Origin of the sequence: Pseudomonas sp. KU43P (assembly GCF_033095865.1) — a bacterium.
Classification (GTDB): Bacteria; Pseudomonadota; Gammaproteobacteria; order Pseudomonadales; family Pseudomonadaceae; genus Aquipseudomonas.
On the sequence record NZ_AP019365.1, the window covers coordinates 5,673,268 to 5,689,636 of the forward strand.

The 16,369-nt window shown below is 63.1% G+C and carries 17 protein-coding genes; 10 read left to right on the forward strand and 7 right to left on the reverse strand.

The window, feature by feature from the left end; genetic code table 11:
• The first annotated feature begins 12 nt into the window (after window positions 1–12).
• Window positions 13–2,877, forward strand: coding sequence for a class I adenylate cyclase (locus KU43P_RS25990; RefSeq protein WP_317660317.1), 2,865 nt, complete (start codon window positions 13–15; stop codon window positions 2,875–2,877).
• 2 nt (window positions 2,878–2,879) lie between these two features.
• Here KU43P_RS25990 and rnk read toward each other — a convergent pair whose 3' ends face one another.
• The 3 genes from rnk to cyaY all read right to left on the reverse strand — a co-directional run bounded on the left by rnk (window position 2,880) and on the right by cyaY (window position 3,969).
• Window positions 2,880–3,290, reverse strand: coding sequence for a nucleoside diphosphate kinase regulator (gene rnk / locus KU43P_RS25995; protein ID WP_317660318.1), 411 nt, complete (start codon window positions 3,288–3,290; stop codon window positions 2,880–2,882).
• Window positions 3,291–3,422: 132 nt separating this feature from the next.
• Window positions 3,423–3,635 carry a DUF1289 domain-containing protein gene (locus KU43P_RS26000; RefSeq protein WP_317660319.1) on the reverse strand — a complete coding sequence of 71 codons (213 nt, stop codon included), beginning with the start codon at window positions 3,633–3,635 and terminating at the stop codon, window positions 3,423–3,425.
• Between the two features lies 1 nt (window position 3,636).
• The gene (gene cyaY, locus KU43P_RS26005) at window positions 3,637–3,969 is read right to left on the reverse strand and encodes an iron donor protein CyaY (protein WP_012312194.1); all 333 of its coding nucleotides are present in this window, start codon (window positions 3,967–3,969) and stop codon (window positions 3,637–3,639) included.
• Window positions 3,970–4,157: 188 nt separating this feature from the next.
• Between cyaY and lptM the strand changes: the two genes are divergently transcribed.
• The 6 genes from lptM to KU43P_RS26035 are packed head-to-tail and all read left to right on the forward strand — an operon-like array spanning window position 4,158 to window position 8,768.
• The gene (lptM, locus tag KU43P_RS26010) at window positions 4,158–4,361 is read left to right on the forward strand and encodes an LPS translocon maturation chaperone LptM (protein ID WP_317660320.1); all 204 of its coding nucleotides are present in this window, start codon (window positions 4,158–4,160) and stop codon (window positions 4,359–4,361) included.
• 9 nt (window positions 4,362–4,370) lie between these two features.
• Entirely contained in the window at window positions 4,371–5,618 is a 1,248-nt protein-coding gene (gene lysA / locus KU43P_RS26015; RefSeq protein ID WP_317660321.1) for a diaminopimelate decarboxylase, read from the forward strand.
• A 4-nt stretch (window positions 5,619–5,622) separates the two neighbouring features.
• The gene (gene dapF, locus KU43P_RS26020) at window positions 5,623–6,453 is read left to right on the forward strand and encodes a diaminopimelate epimerase (protein ID WP_317660322.1); all 831 of its coding nucleotides are present in this window, start codon (window positions 5,623–5,625) and stop codon (window positions 6,451–6,453) included.
• A gap of 13 nt (window positions 6,454–6,466) precedes the next feature.
• The gene (locus KU43P_RS26025; protein WP_317660323.1) at window positions 6,467–7,177 is read left to right on the forward strand and encodes a DUF484 family protein; all 711 of its coding nucleotides are present in this window, start codon (window positions 6,467–6,469) and stop codon (window positions 7,175–7,177) included.
• Window positions 7,177–8,076 carry a tyrosine recombinase XerC gene (xerC, locus tag KU43P_RS26030; protein WP_317660324.1) on the forward strand — a complete coding sequence of 300 codons (900 nt, stop codon included), beginning with the start codon at window positions 7,177–7,179 and terminating at the stop codon, window positions 8,074–8,076. Before KU43P_RS26025 ends, xerC begins: the two co-directional genes overlap by 1 nt.
• Window positions 8,073–8,768 (forward strand): HAD family hydrolase, encoded by a 696-nt coding sequence (locus tag KU43P_RS26035; RefSeq protein WP_317660326.1) that lies wholly within the window; start codon window positions 8,073–8,075, stop codon window positions 8,766–8,768. The genes xerC and KU43P_RS26035 overlap by 4 nt, the downstream gene beginning before the upstream one ends.
• A gap of 166 nt (window positions 8,769–8,934) precedes the next feature.
• Here the strand turns inward: KU43P_RS26035 and sutA are convergent, their stop codons facing one another.
• From sutA to glnK, 3 genes are all read right to left on the reverse strand, one after another.
• Window positions 8,935–9,264: a transcriptional regulator SutA gene (gene sutA, locus KU43P_RS26040; protein ID WP_317660327.1), complete on the reverse strand. Its 330-nt coding sequence runs from the start codon at window positions 9,262–9,264 to the stop codon at window positions 8,935–8,937.
• 429 nt (window positions 9,265–9,693) lie between these two features.
• The gene (locus KU43P_RS26045; RefSeq protein WP_317660328.1) at window positions 9,694–11,025 is read right to left on the reverse strand and encodes an ammonium transporter; all 1,332 of its coding nucleotides are present in this window, start codon (window positions 11,023–11,025) and stop codon (window positions 9,694–9,696) included.
• 46 nt (window positions 11,026–11,071) lie between these two features.
• Window positions 11,072–11,410, reverse strand: a complete 339-nt coding sequence (gene glnK, locus KU43P_RS26050; RefSeq protein ID WP_002555808.1) for a P-II family nitrogen regulator — start codon at window positions 11,408–11,410, stop codon at window positions 11,072–11,074.
• 364 nt (window positions 11,411–11,774) lie between these two features.
• Between glnK and KU43P_RS26055 the strand changes: the two genes are divergently transcribed.
• Window positions 11,775–12,038 carry an accessory factor UbiK family protein gene (locus KU43P_RS26055; RefSeq protein ID WP_317660330.1) on the forward strand — a complete coding sequence of 88 codons (264 nt, stop codon included), beginning with the start codon at window positions 11,775–11,777 and terminating at the stop codon, window positions 12,036–12,038.
• Window positions 12,039–12,061: 23 nt separating this feature from the next.
• Window positions 12,062–12,490 carry a molybdopterin-binding protein gene (locus KU43P_RS26060; RefSeq protein ID WP_317660331.1) on the forward strand — a complete coding sequence of 143 codons (429 nt, stop codon included), beginning with the start codon at window positions 12,062–12,064 and terminating at the stop codon, window positions 12,488–12,490.
• Between the two features lie 12 nt (window positions 12,491–12,502).
• Here the strand turns inward: KU43P_RS26060 and KU43P_RS26065 are convergent, their stop codons facing one another.
• Entirely contained in the window at window positions 12,503–14,527 is a 2,025-nt protein-coding gene (locus KU43P_RS26065; protein WP_317660332.1) for a DUF4034 domain-containing protein, read from the reverse strand.
• 253 nt (window positions 14,528–14,780) lie between these two features.
• Here KU43P_RS26065 and KU43P_RS26070 point away from each other — a divergent pair, with 253 nt between their 5' ends.
• Entirely contained in the window at window positions 14,781–16,271 is a 1,491-nt protein-coding gene (locus tag KU43P_RS26070; RefSeq protein WP_317660334.1) for a YifB family Mg chelatase-like AAA ATPase, read from the forward strand.
• Window positions 16,272–16,369 lie beyond the last annotated feature (98 nt).

Sequence of the window (16,369 nt, forward strand, 5' to 3'; positions counted from 1 at the left end):
CCTGAGTGCGCAATGAACCACCCCTACGAAATCCGCCCGGACCTGAACGACGGCATCGACCGCAAGGTGCTGGCGAAACTGCGCGCGCGCTTCCTGCAACTCAACCAGGGCCGGCTCGAGCGTGCCATGGAGGGCCTGTCGACACGCCAACAGCAAGTACTGACTCTCCTGCCGCTATTGTTCCACGTCAACCACCCCCTGCTGCCAGGCTATGTCTCCGGCAGTACCCCAGCGGGCGTATCAGGCTTCGAGCCTTCTGCCGGGCTGGTCGCGGAAGGCCAGCGGCTGGCCCGCTCGTTCACCTACAAGACGCGCCTGGGAAACCCCCACCGTCCGATCCATGGCCTGTTCCTGATGGGCAGCCTCGGTTCCCTGGCCCAGGCCGAACAGAGCGACATGGACCTGTGGGTATGCCACGCACCGGGCCTAGGTGACGGTCCTCGGGAAGAACTGCAGCGCAAGTGCCAGCTTCTCGAAACCTGGGCCGCCAGCCTGGGCGCCGAAGCACATTTCTTTCTCATCAATCCGCAGGGCTTTGCCCAAGGCCAGCGCGAAGGCCAGCTCAGTTCCGACGATTGCGGCACCACCCAGCACTACTTGTTGCTCGACGAGTTCTACCGTACAGCCATCTGGCTGGCGGGGCGCACACCGCTTTGGTGGCTGGTGCCGGTGTATGAAGAGCAGAACTACCAACGCTACAGCGAAACCCTGCTCAGCAAACGCTTCATCCGCAGCACCGACGCCCTCGACCTCGGCCACTTGGCGCACATTCCTCCTGGCGAGTTCGTCGGTGCCGGCCTTTGGCAGCTCTACAAAGGCATCGATTCACCGTACAAATCGCTGCTCAAGCTACTGCTGACCGAGGTCTACGCCAGCGAATATCCCGCCGTGCGCTGCCTGAGCCTGGACTATAAGGAAGCGGTATTCGCCAACCGGCTGAACCTCGACGAGCTGGACCCCTATGTGATGGTCTACCGGCGCATCGAGCGCTACCTGCAGCAACGCGGTGAAACCACACGCCTGGAACTGGTGAGGCGCAGCCTGTACCTGAAGGTCAACAAGAAGCTCAGCGGCCTGGACCGTACTCGCAGCAACGGCTGGCAACGCCAGTTGCTGCAGCGCCTGGCAGACGAATGGGGCTGGGATGAACGCCAATTGGCCCTGCTCGACAGCCGTAGCCAATGGAAGGTGCGCCAGGTCGCGGTGGAGCGTCGCGAACTGGTGGCCGAGCTCAATCACAGCTATCGCTTTCTGGGCCAGTTCGCGCAGAACCAGAACGCCAGCAATCGCGCCGACCAGCGCGACATGAATGTCCTCGGCCGGCGCCTCTACGCGGCGTTCGAACGCCGCGCCGGCAAGATCGAAGTGATCAACCCCGGCATTGCCCCGGACCTCGCCGAAGACACCCTCACCCTGGTCCAGTCGCCTAACCGCAAGGAGCCGGGCAGCCACCACTGGGGGCTGTACAACGGCAACCTGGGCGTGCACGAGTGGGAGCACTTCAGCCCGATCAAGCGCAGCCGCGAGTTGCTCGAACTGCTGACCTGGGCTCACCGTAACGGTGTCATCGACAGCAGCACGCGCCTGGCACTGCATCCTGGCGAAAGCGACCTCAGCGAATTCGAGCTGTTCAACCTGATCGGCAGCCTGCAGCAGAGCATCCCCCTGCCACTGGAAACCGTCAGCGAAGTGCGCCTGCTGCAACCGAGCGTGGCCGACGAGATCCTGTTGCTGGTCAACGTCGGTATCGACCCGTTGCGTCACCACCGCGACCTGAACATCCTGATGACCACCGAGCGCACCGATTCGCTCAGCTACGCCGGCGTGCGCGAAAACCTGGTGCTGACCCTCGACCAGGTCACCCTCAACAGTTGGAACGAAGTGCTGGTGCAGCGCTACGACGGCGAGCACGCCCTGCTACGCTGCCTGCGCGACTTCCTCAACAGCCTCGGCCAGCGCAGCCACCGGCCGCGCGTGCGGGTGCGCTGCTTCTGCCATAACCGCGCGCAAGCCATCGGCCAGCGGGTCGAGGACATTTTCGATACCGTGCAGTTGCTGCTCGACCAGGGCCGCAATCACCGCTACCTGCTGCAAGTGGCGCAGCACACCCATGTGCTGGAGCTGCTGCCCGGCCAGGTCAGCCTGGCAACGCTGATGGGGCATGCCGCCGTGCTCGACTACCTGGCTGAAGAGCGCAGTGTCTACAGCCCGCTGCACCTGGATGCCAATGCCCTGCAGGACCACGACCTGCCACTGGTACTGGAGCAAGGTCGTCCCGACTGCATCCAGGTGTTCTACCGCCTGCTCGATGGCTGGGCCGACCTGTATGTGCTGGATGAGTACAATGCCCTGTGGCAGCAGCGCCTGCCGCTGCACGACGAAAATCATCTGCTACTACCGCTGCAACGCTTTCTGCGGTCGGTGGTGATGCGCCGCGATGCGCGCTTGCCGCTGGACTACGTGCAGCAGGCTTCGTTGCAGATCCACTACGCCCAGTTGCTGCCCTCAGGGCCAGGCAAGGCGCGCAGCAGCGAGGCCCGCCCGGCGCCAGTCGATGGCAACGGCCTGCCGTATTACGAGGTGCAGGCCATATTGCAGGCCGGCGCGGGAGACGAGGTACATGTGACGCTGTATTGCGACCAGCAGGAATTCTCCGAGCTGGAGCATGGGGACGAGCTGTATGCCGTGGTCGCCCGGCAGATCCTCGGCCAGCGCCGCAGTGCAGGGCACTACCGGTGCTACATCACCGACCTGGACCTGTCGGAGCTGCTCGAGGATGAGCAGGGTTCAACCCTGCTGTATCTGCGTTACAAGCGAGAACTCGAGCAGGCACTCAATGATGGGTTGGCGCAATTGCAGGCGACCTTGGAACCCTGAGCTCAAAGGTCAAAATCACCTGCCGCCTCCGGCTGGTACTCGACGGCCAGCAACTTCAGTTTCAGGGTCTTGCCCCCCGGTGCCGGCCAGTCGATCTGGTCGCCGACCGACAAGCCCAGCAAGGCGCAGCCGATCGGCGCCAGGATCGACACGTTGCCCTCTTGGCCGGCATCTTTCGGGTACACCAGGGTCAGGTGGTAGTCCTTGCCGCTGGCCTCTTCGCGGCAATGCACACGCGAGTTCATGGTCACCACGCCGGCGGGCACGTCCTCATGACCGACCACCTGCTCGGCACGGTCCAGCTCGTCCTGCAAGGCGAGCACACCTGGGGTGCTTTCGTCGAGGCTCTCGATCAGGCGCTCCAGACGCTGTACGTCCAAGCGGGTGAGGATGAGGGAAGGCTTGGTGCTCATGATCCAGTCAGGCTCCTTTGAACAGGCGGTTTTCGATGGGCAGATAAAGCAAAACCCCGCCCAAGGGCGGGGTTTGTGAATGCTTGTGCGTCAGCAACGCATGCCTGGACACTACCACAGCCGGGCAAATACTCAAGCCCGTGCGCGCAAGGCCTCGGCTTCACGGCAAATCTGCCGACGCCGTTCATCGTCGGCCGAACGCCATTCGCGAATATGCTCGACATGACGGTAGCAGCCGGTACACACCTTCTGCGCATCCAGTCGACAGACGCTGATGCACGGCGAAGGCACCGCAGGGCTGACGTTGCTGTACAGCGGCTTGGCTGGCCGCGCCTGGGCAGTCATGTCAGATCTCGTCGAAGTCCAGCTTCTCGCCGGCCCGCTCCCAGACGATGCGCTCGAGCATTTCGCCCAGCAGCTCTTCGCTCTTCTCGCATACCCACTTGCCACTCTCTTCGTCGTAATCGAAGTGGAAGCCACCGGAACGGTCGGCCAGCCACAACTGACGCAGTGGCTCCTGCCGGCTGAAGATCAACTGGCTGCCGTTGTCGAACTTGATGGTGAGGACGCCGGCGGAATTCTCCATGTCCAGGTCCAGGCCGCTCTCGTCGAACAGGTCTTCCAGGGCCTGTTGGGTGGCGTCGACCAGATCATGGAAACGCGCTTCGCTCAAACTCATTGCAGGAACCTCGAAATTGGCTGCGTTACAGGCAAGCCGGGCAAGATACGGGCGCTCGGCGCCGAATGCAAAGGTTAGCCGCTGGCCCACAAGCATAGCCCGCCCGACGGACCGGCTCTTGCATAGGCAATCCGCCGGTCGCTCGGTATACTCGGGCGCAATACTGCTTATTTCAAAGGATTTCACCCATGAAGCGCCTGATTTCCTCACTTGCGGCGCTGGTCGCGGTTGCCTGCCTCGTTTCGGCCTGCGGTCAGAAGGGCCCTCTGTACCTGCCTGAAGATGGCAAGGATGGCAAAGGCAGCCACAAGTCGCATCAGCACCAGCACGCCCCGGCGGTACAGCCACAGGACGAGCAGCCCATCGAGCCCGAGCAGACGCCTGCGCAGTAAGGAAATCACATGAACACTTTCAACTACCGCGACGGTGAACTGTTCGCGGAAGGCGTGGCCCTGTCGGCCATCGCCGAACGTTTCGGCACCCCGACCTACGTGTACTCGCGCGCCCACATCGAGGCCCAGTACCGCAGTTACACCGATGCACTGCAGGGCGTCGAGCACCTGGTCTGCTTCGCCGTAAAAGCCAACTCCAACCTTGGCGTGCTGAACGTCCTGGCGCGCATGGGTGCAGGTTTCGACATCGTTTCCGGCGGCGAGCTGGAGCGTGTGCTGGCCGCAGGCGGCCGCGCCGATCGCGTGGTGTTCTCCGGCGTCGGCAAGACCCGTGAAGACATGCGCCGCGCCCTGGAAGTGGGTGTGCACTGCTTCAACGTCGAGTCCACCGACGAGCTCGAGCGCCTGCAGGTCGTGGCCGCCGAGATGGGCAAGGTTGCGCCGATCTCGCTGCGGGTCAACCCGGACGTCGACGCCGGCACCCACCCGTACATCTCCACCGGCCTCAAAGAGAACAAGTTCGGCATCGCCATCGCCGACGCCGAAGCCATCTATGTGCGCGCCGCGCAGCTGCCGAACCTGGAAGTGGTCGGCGTCGACTGCCACATCGGCTCGCAGCTGACCACCGTCGACCCGTTCCTCGACGCCCTCGACCGCCTGCTGGTGCTGGTCGACCGCTTGGCCGAATGCGGCATCCACCTGCGCCACCTGGACCTGGGCGGCGGTGTCGGCGTGCGCTATCGCGACGAGCAGCCGCCGTTGCTGGCCGACTACATCAAGGCCATCCGCGAGCGCGTCGGCGACCGCGACCTGGCGCTGGTGTTCGAACCGGGCCGCTACATCGTGGCCAACGCCGGCGTCCTGCTGACTCGCGTGGAATACCTCAAACACACCGAACACAAGGACTTCGCCATCATCGATGCGGCGATGAACGACCTGATCCGCCCGGCCCTTTACCAGGCCTGGATGGGCGTCAGCGCGGTCACCCCACGAGAAGGCGAAGGCCGTGCCTATGACCTGGTCGGGCCGATCTGCGAGACCGGCGACTTCCTGGCCAAGGACCGTCAGCTGAACCTGGCCGAAGGCGATTTGCTGGCCGTGCAGTCGGCGGGCGCCTATGGTTTCGTCATGAGCTCGAACTACAACACCCGTGGTCGTTGCGCGGAAATCCTGGTCGACGGCGACCAGGCTTTCGAAGTACGCCGTCGCGAGACCATTGCCGAACTGTATGCTGGCGAAAGCCTGCTGCCGGAGTGAACCCATGCTGCTGCGCTTTACCAAGATGCATGGGCTGGGCAACGACTTCATGGTCCTCGACCTGGTCAGCCAACACGCCCACATCCAGCCCAAGCACGCCAAGCAATGGGGTGACCGCCACACCGGCATCGGTTTCGACCAACTGCTGATCGTCGAAGCACCGAACAATCCGGAAGTAGACTTCCGCTACCGGATCTTCAACGCCGACGGCTCCGAAGTCGAGCAGTGCGGCAACGGTGCGCGCTGCTTCGCCCGCTTCGTGCTGGACAAACGCTTGACCGCGAAGAAACGCATCCGTGTGGAAACCAAGAGCGGCATCATCGTGCTGGACGTGCAGAACGATGGCCAGGTGAGCGTCGACATGGGCCCGCCGCGCTTCATGCCGGCCGAGATCCCGTTCGTGGCCGACGAGCAGGCGCTGAACTACCCGCTGGAAGTCGACGGCCAGGTTCATTCCATCGCCGCCGTGTCCATGGGCAACCCGCATGCCGTGCTGCGCGTCGATAACGTACATACCGCGCCGGTGCACTCCCTGGGCCCGAAAATCGAAAACCACCCGCGCTTCCCGCAGCGGGTGAATGCCGGCTTCATTCAGGTCATCGACCGTCATCGCGCCAATCTGCGCGTGTGGGAGCGGGGTGCGGGCGAAACCCAGGCATGCGGCACCGGCGCCTGCGCCGCCGCCGTGGCCGCCATCAGCCAAGGCTGGATGGACTCTCCGGTATCCCTCGACCTGCCTGGTGGCCGCCTGCACATCGAATGGGCCGGCCCTGGCAAGCCCGTACTGATGACGGGCCCGGCCGTGCGCGTCTACGAAGGACAGGTTCGTCTCTAAGCGAGTAACCGCCATGACCGATCAGCCCCACGTTGTACCCCAGCAGCCCAACGAGCTCGATGCCGAAGCGGTGGTCGCCTACCTGCGCGCCCACCCGACCTTCTTCGCCGAGCACGACGAACTGCTGGTCGAACAGCGCATCCCTCACCAGCGTGGCGACAGCGTGTCGCTGGTAGAGCGTCAGCTCAAGCTGCTGCGCGACCGCAACATCGAAATGCGCCATCGTCTGTCGCAACTGATGGACGTGGCCCGGGACAACGACCGGCTGTTCGACAAGACCCGCCGGCTGATCCTCGATCTGCTCGACGCCGGCAGTCTGGAAGAAGTGGTGATGGCGGTTGAAGACAGCCTGCGCCAGGAGTTCCAGGTACCGTTCGTCAGCTTGATCCTGTTCGGCGACAACGCTGCGCCCGTCGGCCGCTGGGTCAGCAACGCCGAGGCCCAGCAGGCCATCGGCGGTCTGCTGGGTGGGGGCAAAACCGTCAGCGGCAACCTGCGCGAGAAAGAGCTGGCCTTCCTGTTCGGTGAAGAGCAGCGCCTCGAAGTAGGCTCCAGTGCCGTCGCAGCACTGGAATACCAAGGGCTGCATGGCGTGCTGGCAATCGGCAGCCGTGACCCGCAGCACTACAAGAGCAGCGTCGGCACCCTGTTCCTCGGTTACATCGCCGAAGTGCTTGGCCGTGTGGTGCCCCGCGTGACCCAGACCCTGCGTCCGGTGCGCTGATGGAACGCCAGCTGGAGGCTTATTGCGCACACCTGCGCAACGAGCGCCAGGTGTCGAACCACACCCTGCTGGCGTACCGGCGCGACCTCGACAAGGTCATCGAATACTGCAACAACCAGGGCATCGCCGGCTGGGGCGCCTTGCAGATCCAGCAACTGCGCCAGCTCATCGCCCGCCAGCACCATCAAGGCCAGTCGTCTCGGAGCCTGGCGCGGCTGTTGTCGGCTGTGCGCGGCCTGTATCGCTACCTTAATCGCGAAGGTCTCTGCCAGCACGACCCGGCCAGCGGCCTGAGTGCGCCCAAGGGCGAACGACGGCTGCCCAAGGTGCTGGACACCGACCGTGCCCTGCAACTGCTCGATGGCGGCGTCGACGACGACTTCATTGCCCGCCGCGACCAGGCCATCCTCGAGCTGTTCTACTCCTCTGGCCTGCGCCTGTCCGAACTGACCCAACTCGACCTTGAACACCTCGACCTCAGCGCCGGGCTGGTCCAGGTGCTCGGCAAGGGCGGCAAGGCACGTGTGCTGCCGGTAGGGCGCAAGGCCCGCGAGGCGCTGCAGGCGTGGTTCAAGCTGCGCGGTATCGGCGGCCCTCGCGACAGCGCCGTGTTCATCACCCGCCAGGGCAACCGGCTCAGCCCGCGAGCCATCCAGATGCGGGTCAAGGCGGCCGGAGAGCGCGAACTGGGCCAGCACCTGCACCCGCACATGCTTCGCCACTCATTCGCCAGCCATGTGCTGGAATCGTCCCAGGACCTGCGCGCGGTTCAGGAAATGCTCGGCCACGCCGACATCAGCACCACGCAGATCTACACCCACTTGGACTTCCAGCATCTGGCCACGGTGTACGACAGCGCCCACCCCCGGGCCAAACGCAGCAAAGGCACAGACTCATGAGCATCAAGCTGATCACATTCGACCTCGACGACACCCTCTGGGACACCGCGCCGGTGATCGCCAGCGCGGAAGTCGTGCTGCGCGACTGGCTGCAGGCCAATGCACCGATACTCGGCGGTGTGCCGGTGGAACACCTTTTCGCCATCCGTGAACGCCTGGTGCAAGCCGAACCGGGCCTGAAGCACCGCATCAGCGCCCTGCGCCGGCGGGTGCTGTTCCACGCTCTGGAAGAGGTCGGCTACAGCGAGAAGCATGCGCAGGATCTGGCCAACGAAGGTTTCGAAGTGTTCCTGCATGCGCGGCATCAGGTCGAAGTGTTCCCCGAGGTGCAACCGGTGCTGGAGATTCTGCGCCACCACTACACCCTAGGCGTGGTCACCAACGGCAATGCGGACGTGCGTCGCCTGGGCCTGGCCGACTATTTCAAGTTTGCCTTGTGTGCAGAAGACCTGGGGATCGGCAAGCCGGACCCGGCGCCGTTCATGGAGGCGCTGAAGCGTGGAGAGGTCGAAGCCGGTGCAGCAGTGCATGTGGGCGATCACCCTGGCGACGATATCGGCGGGGCGCAGCGCGCCGGATTGCGAGCGGTGTGGTTCAACCCACAGGGCAAGGCGTGGGCGGGCGAACAGGCGCCGGATGCGCAGATCCAACGGTTGTCGCAGCTACCCGATGTGATTGCGCGCTGGCGCTGACAGGGGCCGCTCTGCGGCCCAATCGCCGGCAAGCCGGCTCCCACAAAGGGCACCACCGTCCTCCTGTAGGAGCCGGCTTGCCGGCGATGAGGCCAACACAGGCAACACAAACCCACCAGCCACAAAAAAGCCCGCAGCGACGGCGGGCTTTTTTGCACTCAGCCACTCAGATAGGGCGGCTACCGTACTTGTTGTCCGGCTTCTTGGGCGGGTCGGCGACCACGTTGGCCTCGACTTCCTGAACCTTGCCGCCACGCGCCAGGAACTCTTCCATGGCCTTGGCCAGGGCGTCACGTTCCTTCTGCTTGGCTTCCATACTCGGCATCTCGTCTACCGAGACAGCCGCCTTGGACTTGCCCTTGGCAGTCGGTGCCGGGCTGCTGTCGTCATCGCCGGCATCTTCAGCGACATCGTCAGCCGCCGCTTCGAGGCCCTCATCGGCCTCGTCTTCGTCGCCTACTTCGAGGTCATCATTTTCCAGATCGTCGTCGCTCATGTTCTACCTCATGACTTGCGAAAAGCAGGTTAGTTATAGACCAGTGCAGCCGTAGACCGGCAGCCACCAGTGAAAATTCAACTGGCCGTGGGTTGGCCACTGCCCTTGGGTCGGCACTCCTCATGGGAGGCGGCACCCAGCAGGCCCTGCTCCTGGCAGGGCCTGACAAAAATCCTTTAGCCCCTGCTGGCCACACGCTAATGGCAAGCCTAGCAAAGGCTGAGGAAGCGTGTGGACTGCTCGTCAAACACCCTTCGGCGCGCATTCTAGCGCGCCCGTGGAAAAAGCAAAGCTCCATCAATGCCTAGCTTGTTGTAAGTTTTTGCCCTACGTCGCGAACGTGAGTGATAAACCGTTTGCACTGCGGGAAAAGGCAAAAAACAGGCAAAAAAATGCCCGGCAAGCCGGGCAAGTTTTCCAGCGTCGCAGTTACAGGTTGTAGCCGCGTTCGTTGTGTTGAGCCAGGTCGAGGCCGACCGACTCTTCTTCTTCGTTTACCCGCAGGCCCATCACCACATCCAGCACCTTGAGGATCACGTAGGTGACGATGGCGGTGTAGCCAACGGTGAAGATCACACCCTTGGCCTGAATCCAGACCTGGGCACCGATATCGGTGACCGCGCCGAAGCCGCCCAGGGCCGGTGCCGCGAACACGCCGGTGAGCATCGCACCGACGATACCGCCGATACCATGCACACCAAAGGCATCGAGCGAGTCGTCATAGCCCAGCTTGCGTTTGAGGCTGGTGGCGCAGAAGTAGCAGATAACACCAGACGCCAGGCCGATCACCAGGGCGCCCATCGGGCCCACGGTACCTGCCGCCGGAGTAATGGCAACCAGGCCAGCGACCACGCCGGAGGCGATACCCAGGGCGCTCGGTTTGCCGTGGAAGATCCATTCGGCGAACATCCAGCCCAACGCAGCGGCAGCGGTGGCGATCTGGGTCACCAGCATGGCCATGCCGGCCGTGCCGTTGGCCGCTGCGGCAGAGCCGGCGTTGAAGCCGAACCAGCCGATCCACAGCATGGCAGCGCCCATCAGGGTGTAGCCCAGGTTGTGTGGGGCCATTGGCGTGGTCGGGTAGCCTTTGCGCTTGCCCAGCACCAGGCAGCAGACCAGGCCCGCGATACCGGCGTTGATGTGCACAACCGTGCCGCCAGCGAAGTCCAGCACGCCCCAATCCCACATCAGCGCGCCGTCACCGCTCCAGACCATGTGCGCGATCGGTGCGTAGACCAGGGTGAACCAGATGCCCATGAACACCAGCATCGCGGAGAACTTCATGCGCTCGGCGAATGCACCGACGATCAGCGCCGGGGTGATGATGGCGAAAGTCATCTGGAAGGTGATGAAGACGGCCTCAGGGAACAGCGCGGCGGCAGAGGTCAGCCCCGACGGCGTGACGCCGCTGAGGAACGCCTTGGAGAAGCCGCCAACGAAGGAATTGAAATTCAGTACGCCCTTTTCCATACCCGTGGTATCGAAGGCCATGCTGTAGCCGTAGATGACCCAGAGAATGCTGATCAGGCCGGTGATTGCGAAACACTGCATCATCACCGACAGCACGTTCTTGGAACGCACCATACCGCCGTAGAACAGGGCCAGGCCCGGAATGGTCATGAACAGCACCAGCGCCGTGGACGTGAGCATCCAGGCGGTGTCGCCGGAGTTCAGCACTGGGGCAGCATCCTCTGCCAGGGCAAGGCCCGGCATTACGAGGGACAATAGGGCTCCTAGCCCTGCGATCTTACGCAGAGTCATGTTGTTTTCTCCTGGGGCGTTGGGTTTGGTGAGGCTTTTTCGGCGCTTAGATCGCGTCGGTATCGGTTTCGCCGGTACGGATGCGGATCGCCTGCTCCAGATTCACCACGAAGATCTTGCCGTCACCGATCTTGCCGGTGTTGGCCGCCTTGGTGATGGCTTCGATCACGCGATCGAGGTCCTTGTCGTCGATGGCCACGTCGATCTTCACCTTGGGCAGGAAATCGACCACGTACTCCGCACCGCGATACAGCTCGGTGTGGCCCTTCTGCCGGCCGAAGCCTTTGACTTCGGTGACGGTAATGCCCTGCACGCCGATTTCCGACAGCGACTCGCGCACGTCGTCCAACTTGAACGGCTTGATGATGGCTGTGACTAGCTTCATGAAACTCTCTCCCGATTTGGTGGACTTGCCCCAGGAAAACAAACCCGTCTCAAGTCTAAGCGCAGCGGTTGGCTTTGTAACGCGTCGTCGGCATCCGGCTCCGCGTGCGCACTGCCTGGTCACAAGGAACTGCATCAGTGCATGGCTCGCTCAGGTCTTTGCAGAAACCTTGCCAGTTCCGTTAAAACGCGGGAAAACAGGGCCTTGCATGAAGTACCTGGCATTGGCCAGTCGCCAGTATCGAAAAGATGCACAACTTCGGTGCGCGCACAGCTGGCGGGCTGCTCGAAAAACGTGCAACCAAAGGGTGATTTTCCCCGTGCTACACTGCCAGCCATTTCTCGCTTTCAGTGGATTGCCGCACATGCTCGCGCCCAAAGCCCTTCTCGACGCCCTGAGCGACCAGGCCTCGCGCCTTTTCAGCGGTGACACCGCCCAGCCCCGCGCAGAACTGGAAAGCCAGTTCAAAGTGCTGATGCAAGGTGCCTTCAGCAAACTGGATCTTGTCAGCCGCGACGAGTTCGACAGCCAGATGGTGGTTCTGGCGCGCACTCGCGCACGCCTGGAAGCCCTGGAAAAGCAGGTTGCCGAGCTGGAAGCCCGGATGGCGCCAGCCACCCCGGAGTAAAAAACCGTAAAGGAGTGCTCACCATGAAAGTCAGTGCCCGCAATGTGTTTGAAGGTACCGTCAGCGCCGTTCAGCCCGGAGCGGTCAACGCCGAGGTCGAACTGACCTTGGGCGGCGGTGAGAAGCTGGTGGCCGTCGTGACCATGGCCAGCCTGCATAACCTCAACATCAACGTCGGCAAGCAGGCGGTCGCCCTGGTCAAGGCGCCATGGGTCGTACTGATGACCGAGGCCGCTGGATACCGGCTTTCGGCCCGCAATGCCCTGGAAGGCGAAGTGGTGCGAGTCGGCGACGGCGCGGTCAACGCTGAAGTGGTGCTGAAGCTTGCCGGCGGCACTCACGTGTTCTCCATCGTCACCCGCGAGGCGGTGCAGGAGCTGGGCCTAGCACCCGGCAAAAAAGCCACAGCGTTGATCAAGGCGTCACACATCATCCTCGGCGCCAAGCCGTAAAAAGGCCCGCCCTCAAGCAGATGCCTGTTGGCGGTCCTTTCCAGGGCCGCGAACCTTCGGCGGCAGCTCACGCGCATCCAGATCACCGCGGAACAACGCCGCACCGCACACCGTGATCAGGGTTTTCACCACGCTGTGCGAGTTGAGGATCTGCGCGCGGATTTGCTCGATGTGAATATCTTCTGGCTGTAGCGCGACCGCACGGTTGACCCATTCGATGGCGGCAAAGCGGCTCTGCTTGCGAGTACCGTGGCCATGCATCCAGGCCAGACCGAGTTCCGCGCAGGCACGCCCGGCGATTGCCGCATCGGGAAATTCCACCAAGCCCAGCAGGTAGGCAACCCCCTCTGCATGCTCGCGCTCATCGCCGAATGTCCGCTGCAGAATACCCAACTGCAGGCGTGCCCCGGCATCGAGTTGCTCGTTGCCCAGGCAGTCGAGCAACAAGCGCCTGACCACCAGCATCTCACTACGCCCATGCAAGGCTTCACGGTCACGCATACGCCGACAGGCCAAATCGTACTTGGCCAGCTGACTGCCGGACTGTGCGGCGCACTGCAGCCAATGTTCGGCGGACGCGCAATCCCGATAGTACTCCGGGGTGTTGGCAAACCGGCCGCAGTGCAACGCGTAGAGCGCAGCCGCGGCGTCGGGCAACTTGAGTTCGGCGCACTGCAGGAAAAGGAAATAGGCAGCATCGTGCAAGTTGGCGGCCCAAAGCAGGCGTGGTACTTCGAGCACATCGAAACCCAGGCCCTCGCGCCCACATTGGCGATTGACGGCTGCATGCAACCAGACCCTTGCCTGCTCAACGGATTGCTCGAAACCCCACATGCCAAACTGGTGCCCCACAGCCCGCAATGCGCAGGCCGCTGCCTGCCTGCGGCTTTCACACAGACGCTCGATGGCCATACGGAAAGCAGGCGTGGTGCCGGGCTCCCCGTGGAACAACACGAGACAGACAAAGCTGTAGAACGGCTCACCGATTGCCGGCACGAAACCTTGGTCAGGGTAAAGCTCGACACTGTCGATGAAGTCGCGATGCGCGCCACGGCAATGCTGCAGCGATACGTATCGAAAGGCGCCGCGCAAGGCCAGCAAGGTTGCACGCTCCTTTGCCCTGAGCTCCCGTTGCGCCCACGCCTCGAAAGTTAACTGCCAGGCCACGATCTGTTGCGACTGCTCGGCTTTGGGCAACCAGAACGCGTCCTCCACGGCCAGCCAGCGAATCGCATTGCGCAGACGCTCATTCCAGTGAAGACAGAACGAGCTGCTGGCGAGTTCATCGATCGCCTCATAGCTGCCGCCCCATCGCGGTGTCAGGTAGCGCGCATAGGCTTCGATCGCCTCGAAGCAGCCGGGTTGCCAGGCCAGCGCATGACGCAGCCAGTAATCTTTAGCACCCTCCCCTTCTGGCAGGCGTGCATCAAGGCAGCCGGGTAAGGCCTGCGGCAGTTCCACCAGCGGTGCCAGGCCATATTTGACCAGCAATGGCGCCGCTGCCTCCTGCACCTCCACGTCGGCGTGCGCACTGGGTCGAAAGCGCGCAGCCTGACCGTGGAACAGTTCCACCAGCCAGCCAGGCTCGTGGAAGTGCGCGCTGATCTGCAGCATCCCGATGGCCGCCGCTACGGGTTGTGAACTGCGCTCCATAGCCCGCAGAAAGTGCCCCGTGGCCGTCTCGCAGGCTTGTTCCACAGCCAGCCTGCGCGCCTGGGAAATAGCATGGGAACCCACACTACCAAGGATGTGGCACGCTCGATTGAGGCAATGGAAGCCCATCGCCAATTGCGGGTGATAAGCCTTGGGGCAGGCGTCGATCCACGCCTTGAGCAGTTGCGTCAGCGCCTTGCTGCCGTGGGTATCCCAATCGAGCAGCATATGCCCTTGTACCGCCTCCATATAGGCCGGGCAATCGCCGGGCGGTGCTTGCTGCCAATGCACCTGGAGGCTATCGAAATAGCGGCTGAGTTCAGCGAATTCATTGGCCTGCACCCGTTCACGAATCTGTTGGCGGGTGCGATTGAGCGTTTGCACGGGCAGTACCTTAAGTCCATTTTCTGGATCGCGTTGTCGTCCGGTGGCAACGGCAGTAACGCTTGAACACTAAGCGATAGTTCGGCGCCCTGCAAAGATATTGGATCCATTATTTGTCAGATTCTATGAATCCGCAGGGAAAATCCCTGCGCTGAAAAACCCCGACGCATTGTTCCAGCGCTGACCCTTCAGCACCTCACTATGCTTGCCAGAGCCGCAGGAGCGGCCCCTCATCAGCGACAACGGAGCGTCCATGTCTCTTGCCCTCGTCCACAGCCGCGCCCAAGTCGGCGTGCAGGCACCCGCGGTCAGCGTCGAAACCCACCTTGCCAATGGTCTGCCACATCTCACACTGGTCGGTTTGCCGGAAACTACCGTCAAGGAAAGCAAGGATCGGGTGCGTAGCGCCATCGTCAACTCCGGCTTGAACTACCCGCAACGGCGCATTACCCAGAACCTGGCACCTGCCGACCTGCCCAAGGACGGCGGGCGCTACGACCTGGCCATCGCCCTGGGCATCCTTGCCGCCGACGCACAGGTGCCGGTCGCGGCGTTGGTCGACATCGAATGCCTTGGCGAACTGGCGCTATCTGGTAAGTTGCGCCCGGTACAGGGCGTACTGCCCGCTGCGCTGGCCGCACGCGAATCAGGCCGCGCTCTGGTGGTGCCACGTGAGAACGCCGAGGAGGCGAGCCTGGCGGGCGGTCTGGTGGTGTATGCGGTTGGGCATCTGCTGGAACTGGTGGCGCACTTGAATGGCCAGGTGCCGCTGCCGCCCTTTGCCGCCAATGGCTTGATATTGCAAAGCCAGCCCTACCCTGATTTGAGCGAGGTCCAAGGGCAGATCGCCGCCAAGCGCGCCTTGCTACTGGCAGCGGCCGGGGCGCACAACCTGCTGTTTACCGGCCCGCCTGGCACCGGCAAGACCCTGCTCGCCAGCCGCCTGCCCGGCCTGCTGCCGCCACTGGATGAACATGAAGCGCTGGAAGTGGCGGCCATCCAGTCGGTCAGTGGGCATGCGCCACTCAACAGCTGGCCGCAACGGCCCTTTCGCCACCCGCACCACTCGGCCTCGGGCCCCGCGCTGGTGGGCGGCGGCAGCAGGCCGCAGCCCGGAGAAATTACCTTGGCACACCACGGCGTGCTGTTTCTCGACGAGTTACCAGAGTTCGAGCGACGCGTTCTGGAGGTGCTGCGCGAACCGTTGGAGTCCGGCGAAATCGTGATCGCTCGGGCGCGGGACAAAGTGCGTTTCCCGGCACGTTTCCAATTGGTAGCGGCAATGAACCCCTGCCCGTGCGGCTACCTCGGTGACCCCACAGGCCGCTGCCGCTGCAGCACCGAGCAGATCCAGCGCTACCGCAACAAGCTGTCCGGCCCCTTGCTCGACCGCATTGACCTGCACCTGACCGTGGCCCGTGAAACTACCACGCTCAATAACCAGCCCAGCGGGGAAACCAGTGCCGATGTGGCCGCTCGAGTAGCCACGGCGCGTGAGCTGCAGCAACGGCGACAAGGCTGCGCCAACGCCTTCCTCAACCTTGAAGGGCTACGCAGCCATTGCCAGCTGCAGGCTGCGGATCAAGCCTGGCTGGAAATCGCCTGCGAACGATTGAGCCTTTCCCTGCGCGCGGCACATCGCTTGCTGAAAGTGGCGCGAACGCTGGCTGATCTCGAAGGGGCCGGTCCGATTGCACGGGAGCATGTGGCCGAAGCGCTGCAGTACCGACCGGCGACGTCTTGAACAGTCTCTATTGACGAGACAATGTGTCCTCCGACTGACTGATTGTTCGGGCAGGCCACAATCTCCAGAATGGTCCTCCACACTGTTCTAACGCTGCC

What these genes read in the sequence shown, in the direction of transcription:
- KU43P_RS26055 (WP_317660330.1), top strand. Translation starts at nt 11,775, where the DNA reads ATGCTCGCGCCCAAAGCCCTTCTCGACGCCCTGAGCGACCAGGCCTCG.
- KU43P_RS26025 (WP_317660323.1), top strand. Translation starts at nt 6,467, where the DNA reads ATGACCGATCAGCCCCACGTTGTACCCCAGCAGCCCAACGAGCTCGAT.
- sutA (WP_317660327.1), bottom strand. Translation starts at nt 9,264, where the DNA reads ATGAGCGACGACGATCTGGAAAATGATGACCTCGAAGTAGGCGACGAA.
- KU43P_RS26045 (WP_317660328.1), bottom strand. Translation starts at nt 11,025, where the DNA reads ATGACTCTGCGTAAGATCGCAGGGCTAGGAGCCCTATTGTCCCTCGTA.
- KU43P_RS26070 (WP_317660334.1), top strand. Translation starts at nt 14,781, where the DNA reads ATGTCTCTTGCCCTCGTCCACAGCCGCGCCCAAGTCGGCGTGCAGGCA.
- glnK (WP_002555808.1), bottom strand. Translation starts at nt 11,410, where the DNA reads ATGAAGCTAGTCACAGCCATCATCAAGCCGTTCAAGTTGGACGACGTG.
- KU43P_RS26035 (WP_317660326.1), top strand. Translation starts at nt 8,073, where the DNA reads ATGAGCATCAAGCTGATCACATTCGACCTCGACGACACCCTCTGGGAC.
- lysA (WP_317660321.1), top strand. Translation starts at nt 4,371, where the DNA reads ATGAACACTTTCAACTACCGCGACGGTGAACTGTTCGCGGAAGGCGTG.
- xerC (WP_317660324.1), top strand. Translation starts at nt 7,177, where the DNA reads ATGGAACGCCAGCTGGAGGCTTATTGCGCACACCTGCGCAACGAGCGC.
- dapF (WP_317660322.1), top strand. Translation starts at nt 5,623, where the DNA reads ATGCTGCTGCGCTTTACCAAGATGCATGGGCTGGGCAACGACTTCATG.
- lptM (WP_317660320.1), top strand. Translation starts at nt 4,158, where the DNA reads ATGAAGCGCCTGATTTCCTCACTTGCGGCGCTGGTCGCGGTTGCCTGC.
- KU43P_RS26060 (WP_317660331.1), top strand. Translation starts at nt 12,062, where the DNA reads ATGAAAGTCAGTGCCCGCAATGTGTTTGAAGGTACCGTCAGCGCCGTT.
- rnk (WP_317660318.1), bottom strand. Translation starts at nt 3,290, where the DNA reads ATGAGCACCAAGCCTTCCCTCATCCTCACCCGCTTGGACGTACAGCGT.
- KU43P_RS25990 (WP_317660317.1), top strand. Translation starts at nt 13, where the DNA reads ATGAACCACCCCTACGAAATCCGCCCGGACCTGAACGACGGCATCGAC.
- cyaY (WP_012312194.1), bottom strand. Translation starts at nt 3,969, where the DNA reads ATGAGTTTGAGCGAAGCGCGTTTCCATGATCTGGTCGACGCCACCCAA.
- KU43P_RS26000 (WP_317660319.1), bottom strand. Translation starts at nt 3,635, where the DNA reads ATGACTGCCCAGGCGCGGCCAGCCAAGCCGCTGTACAGCAACGTCAGC.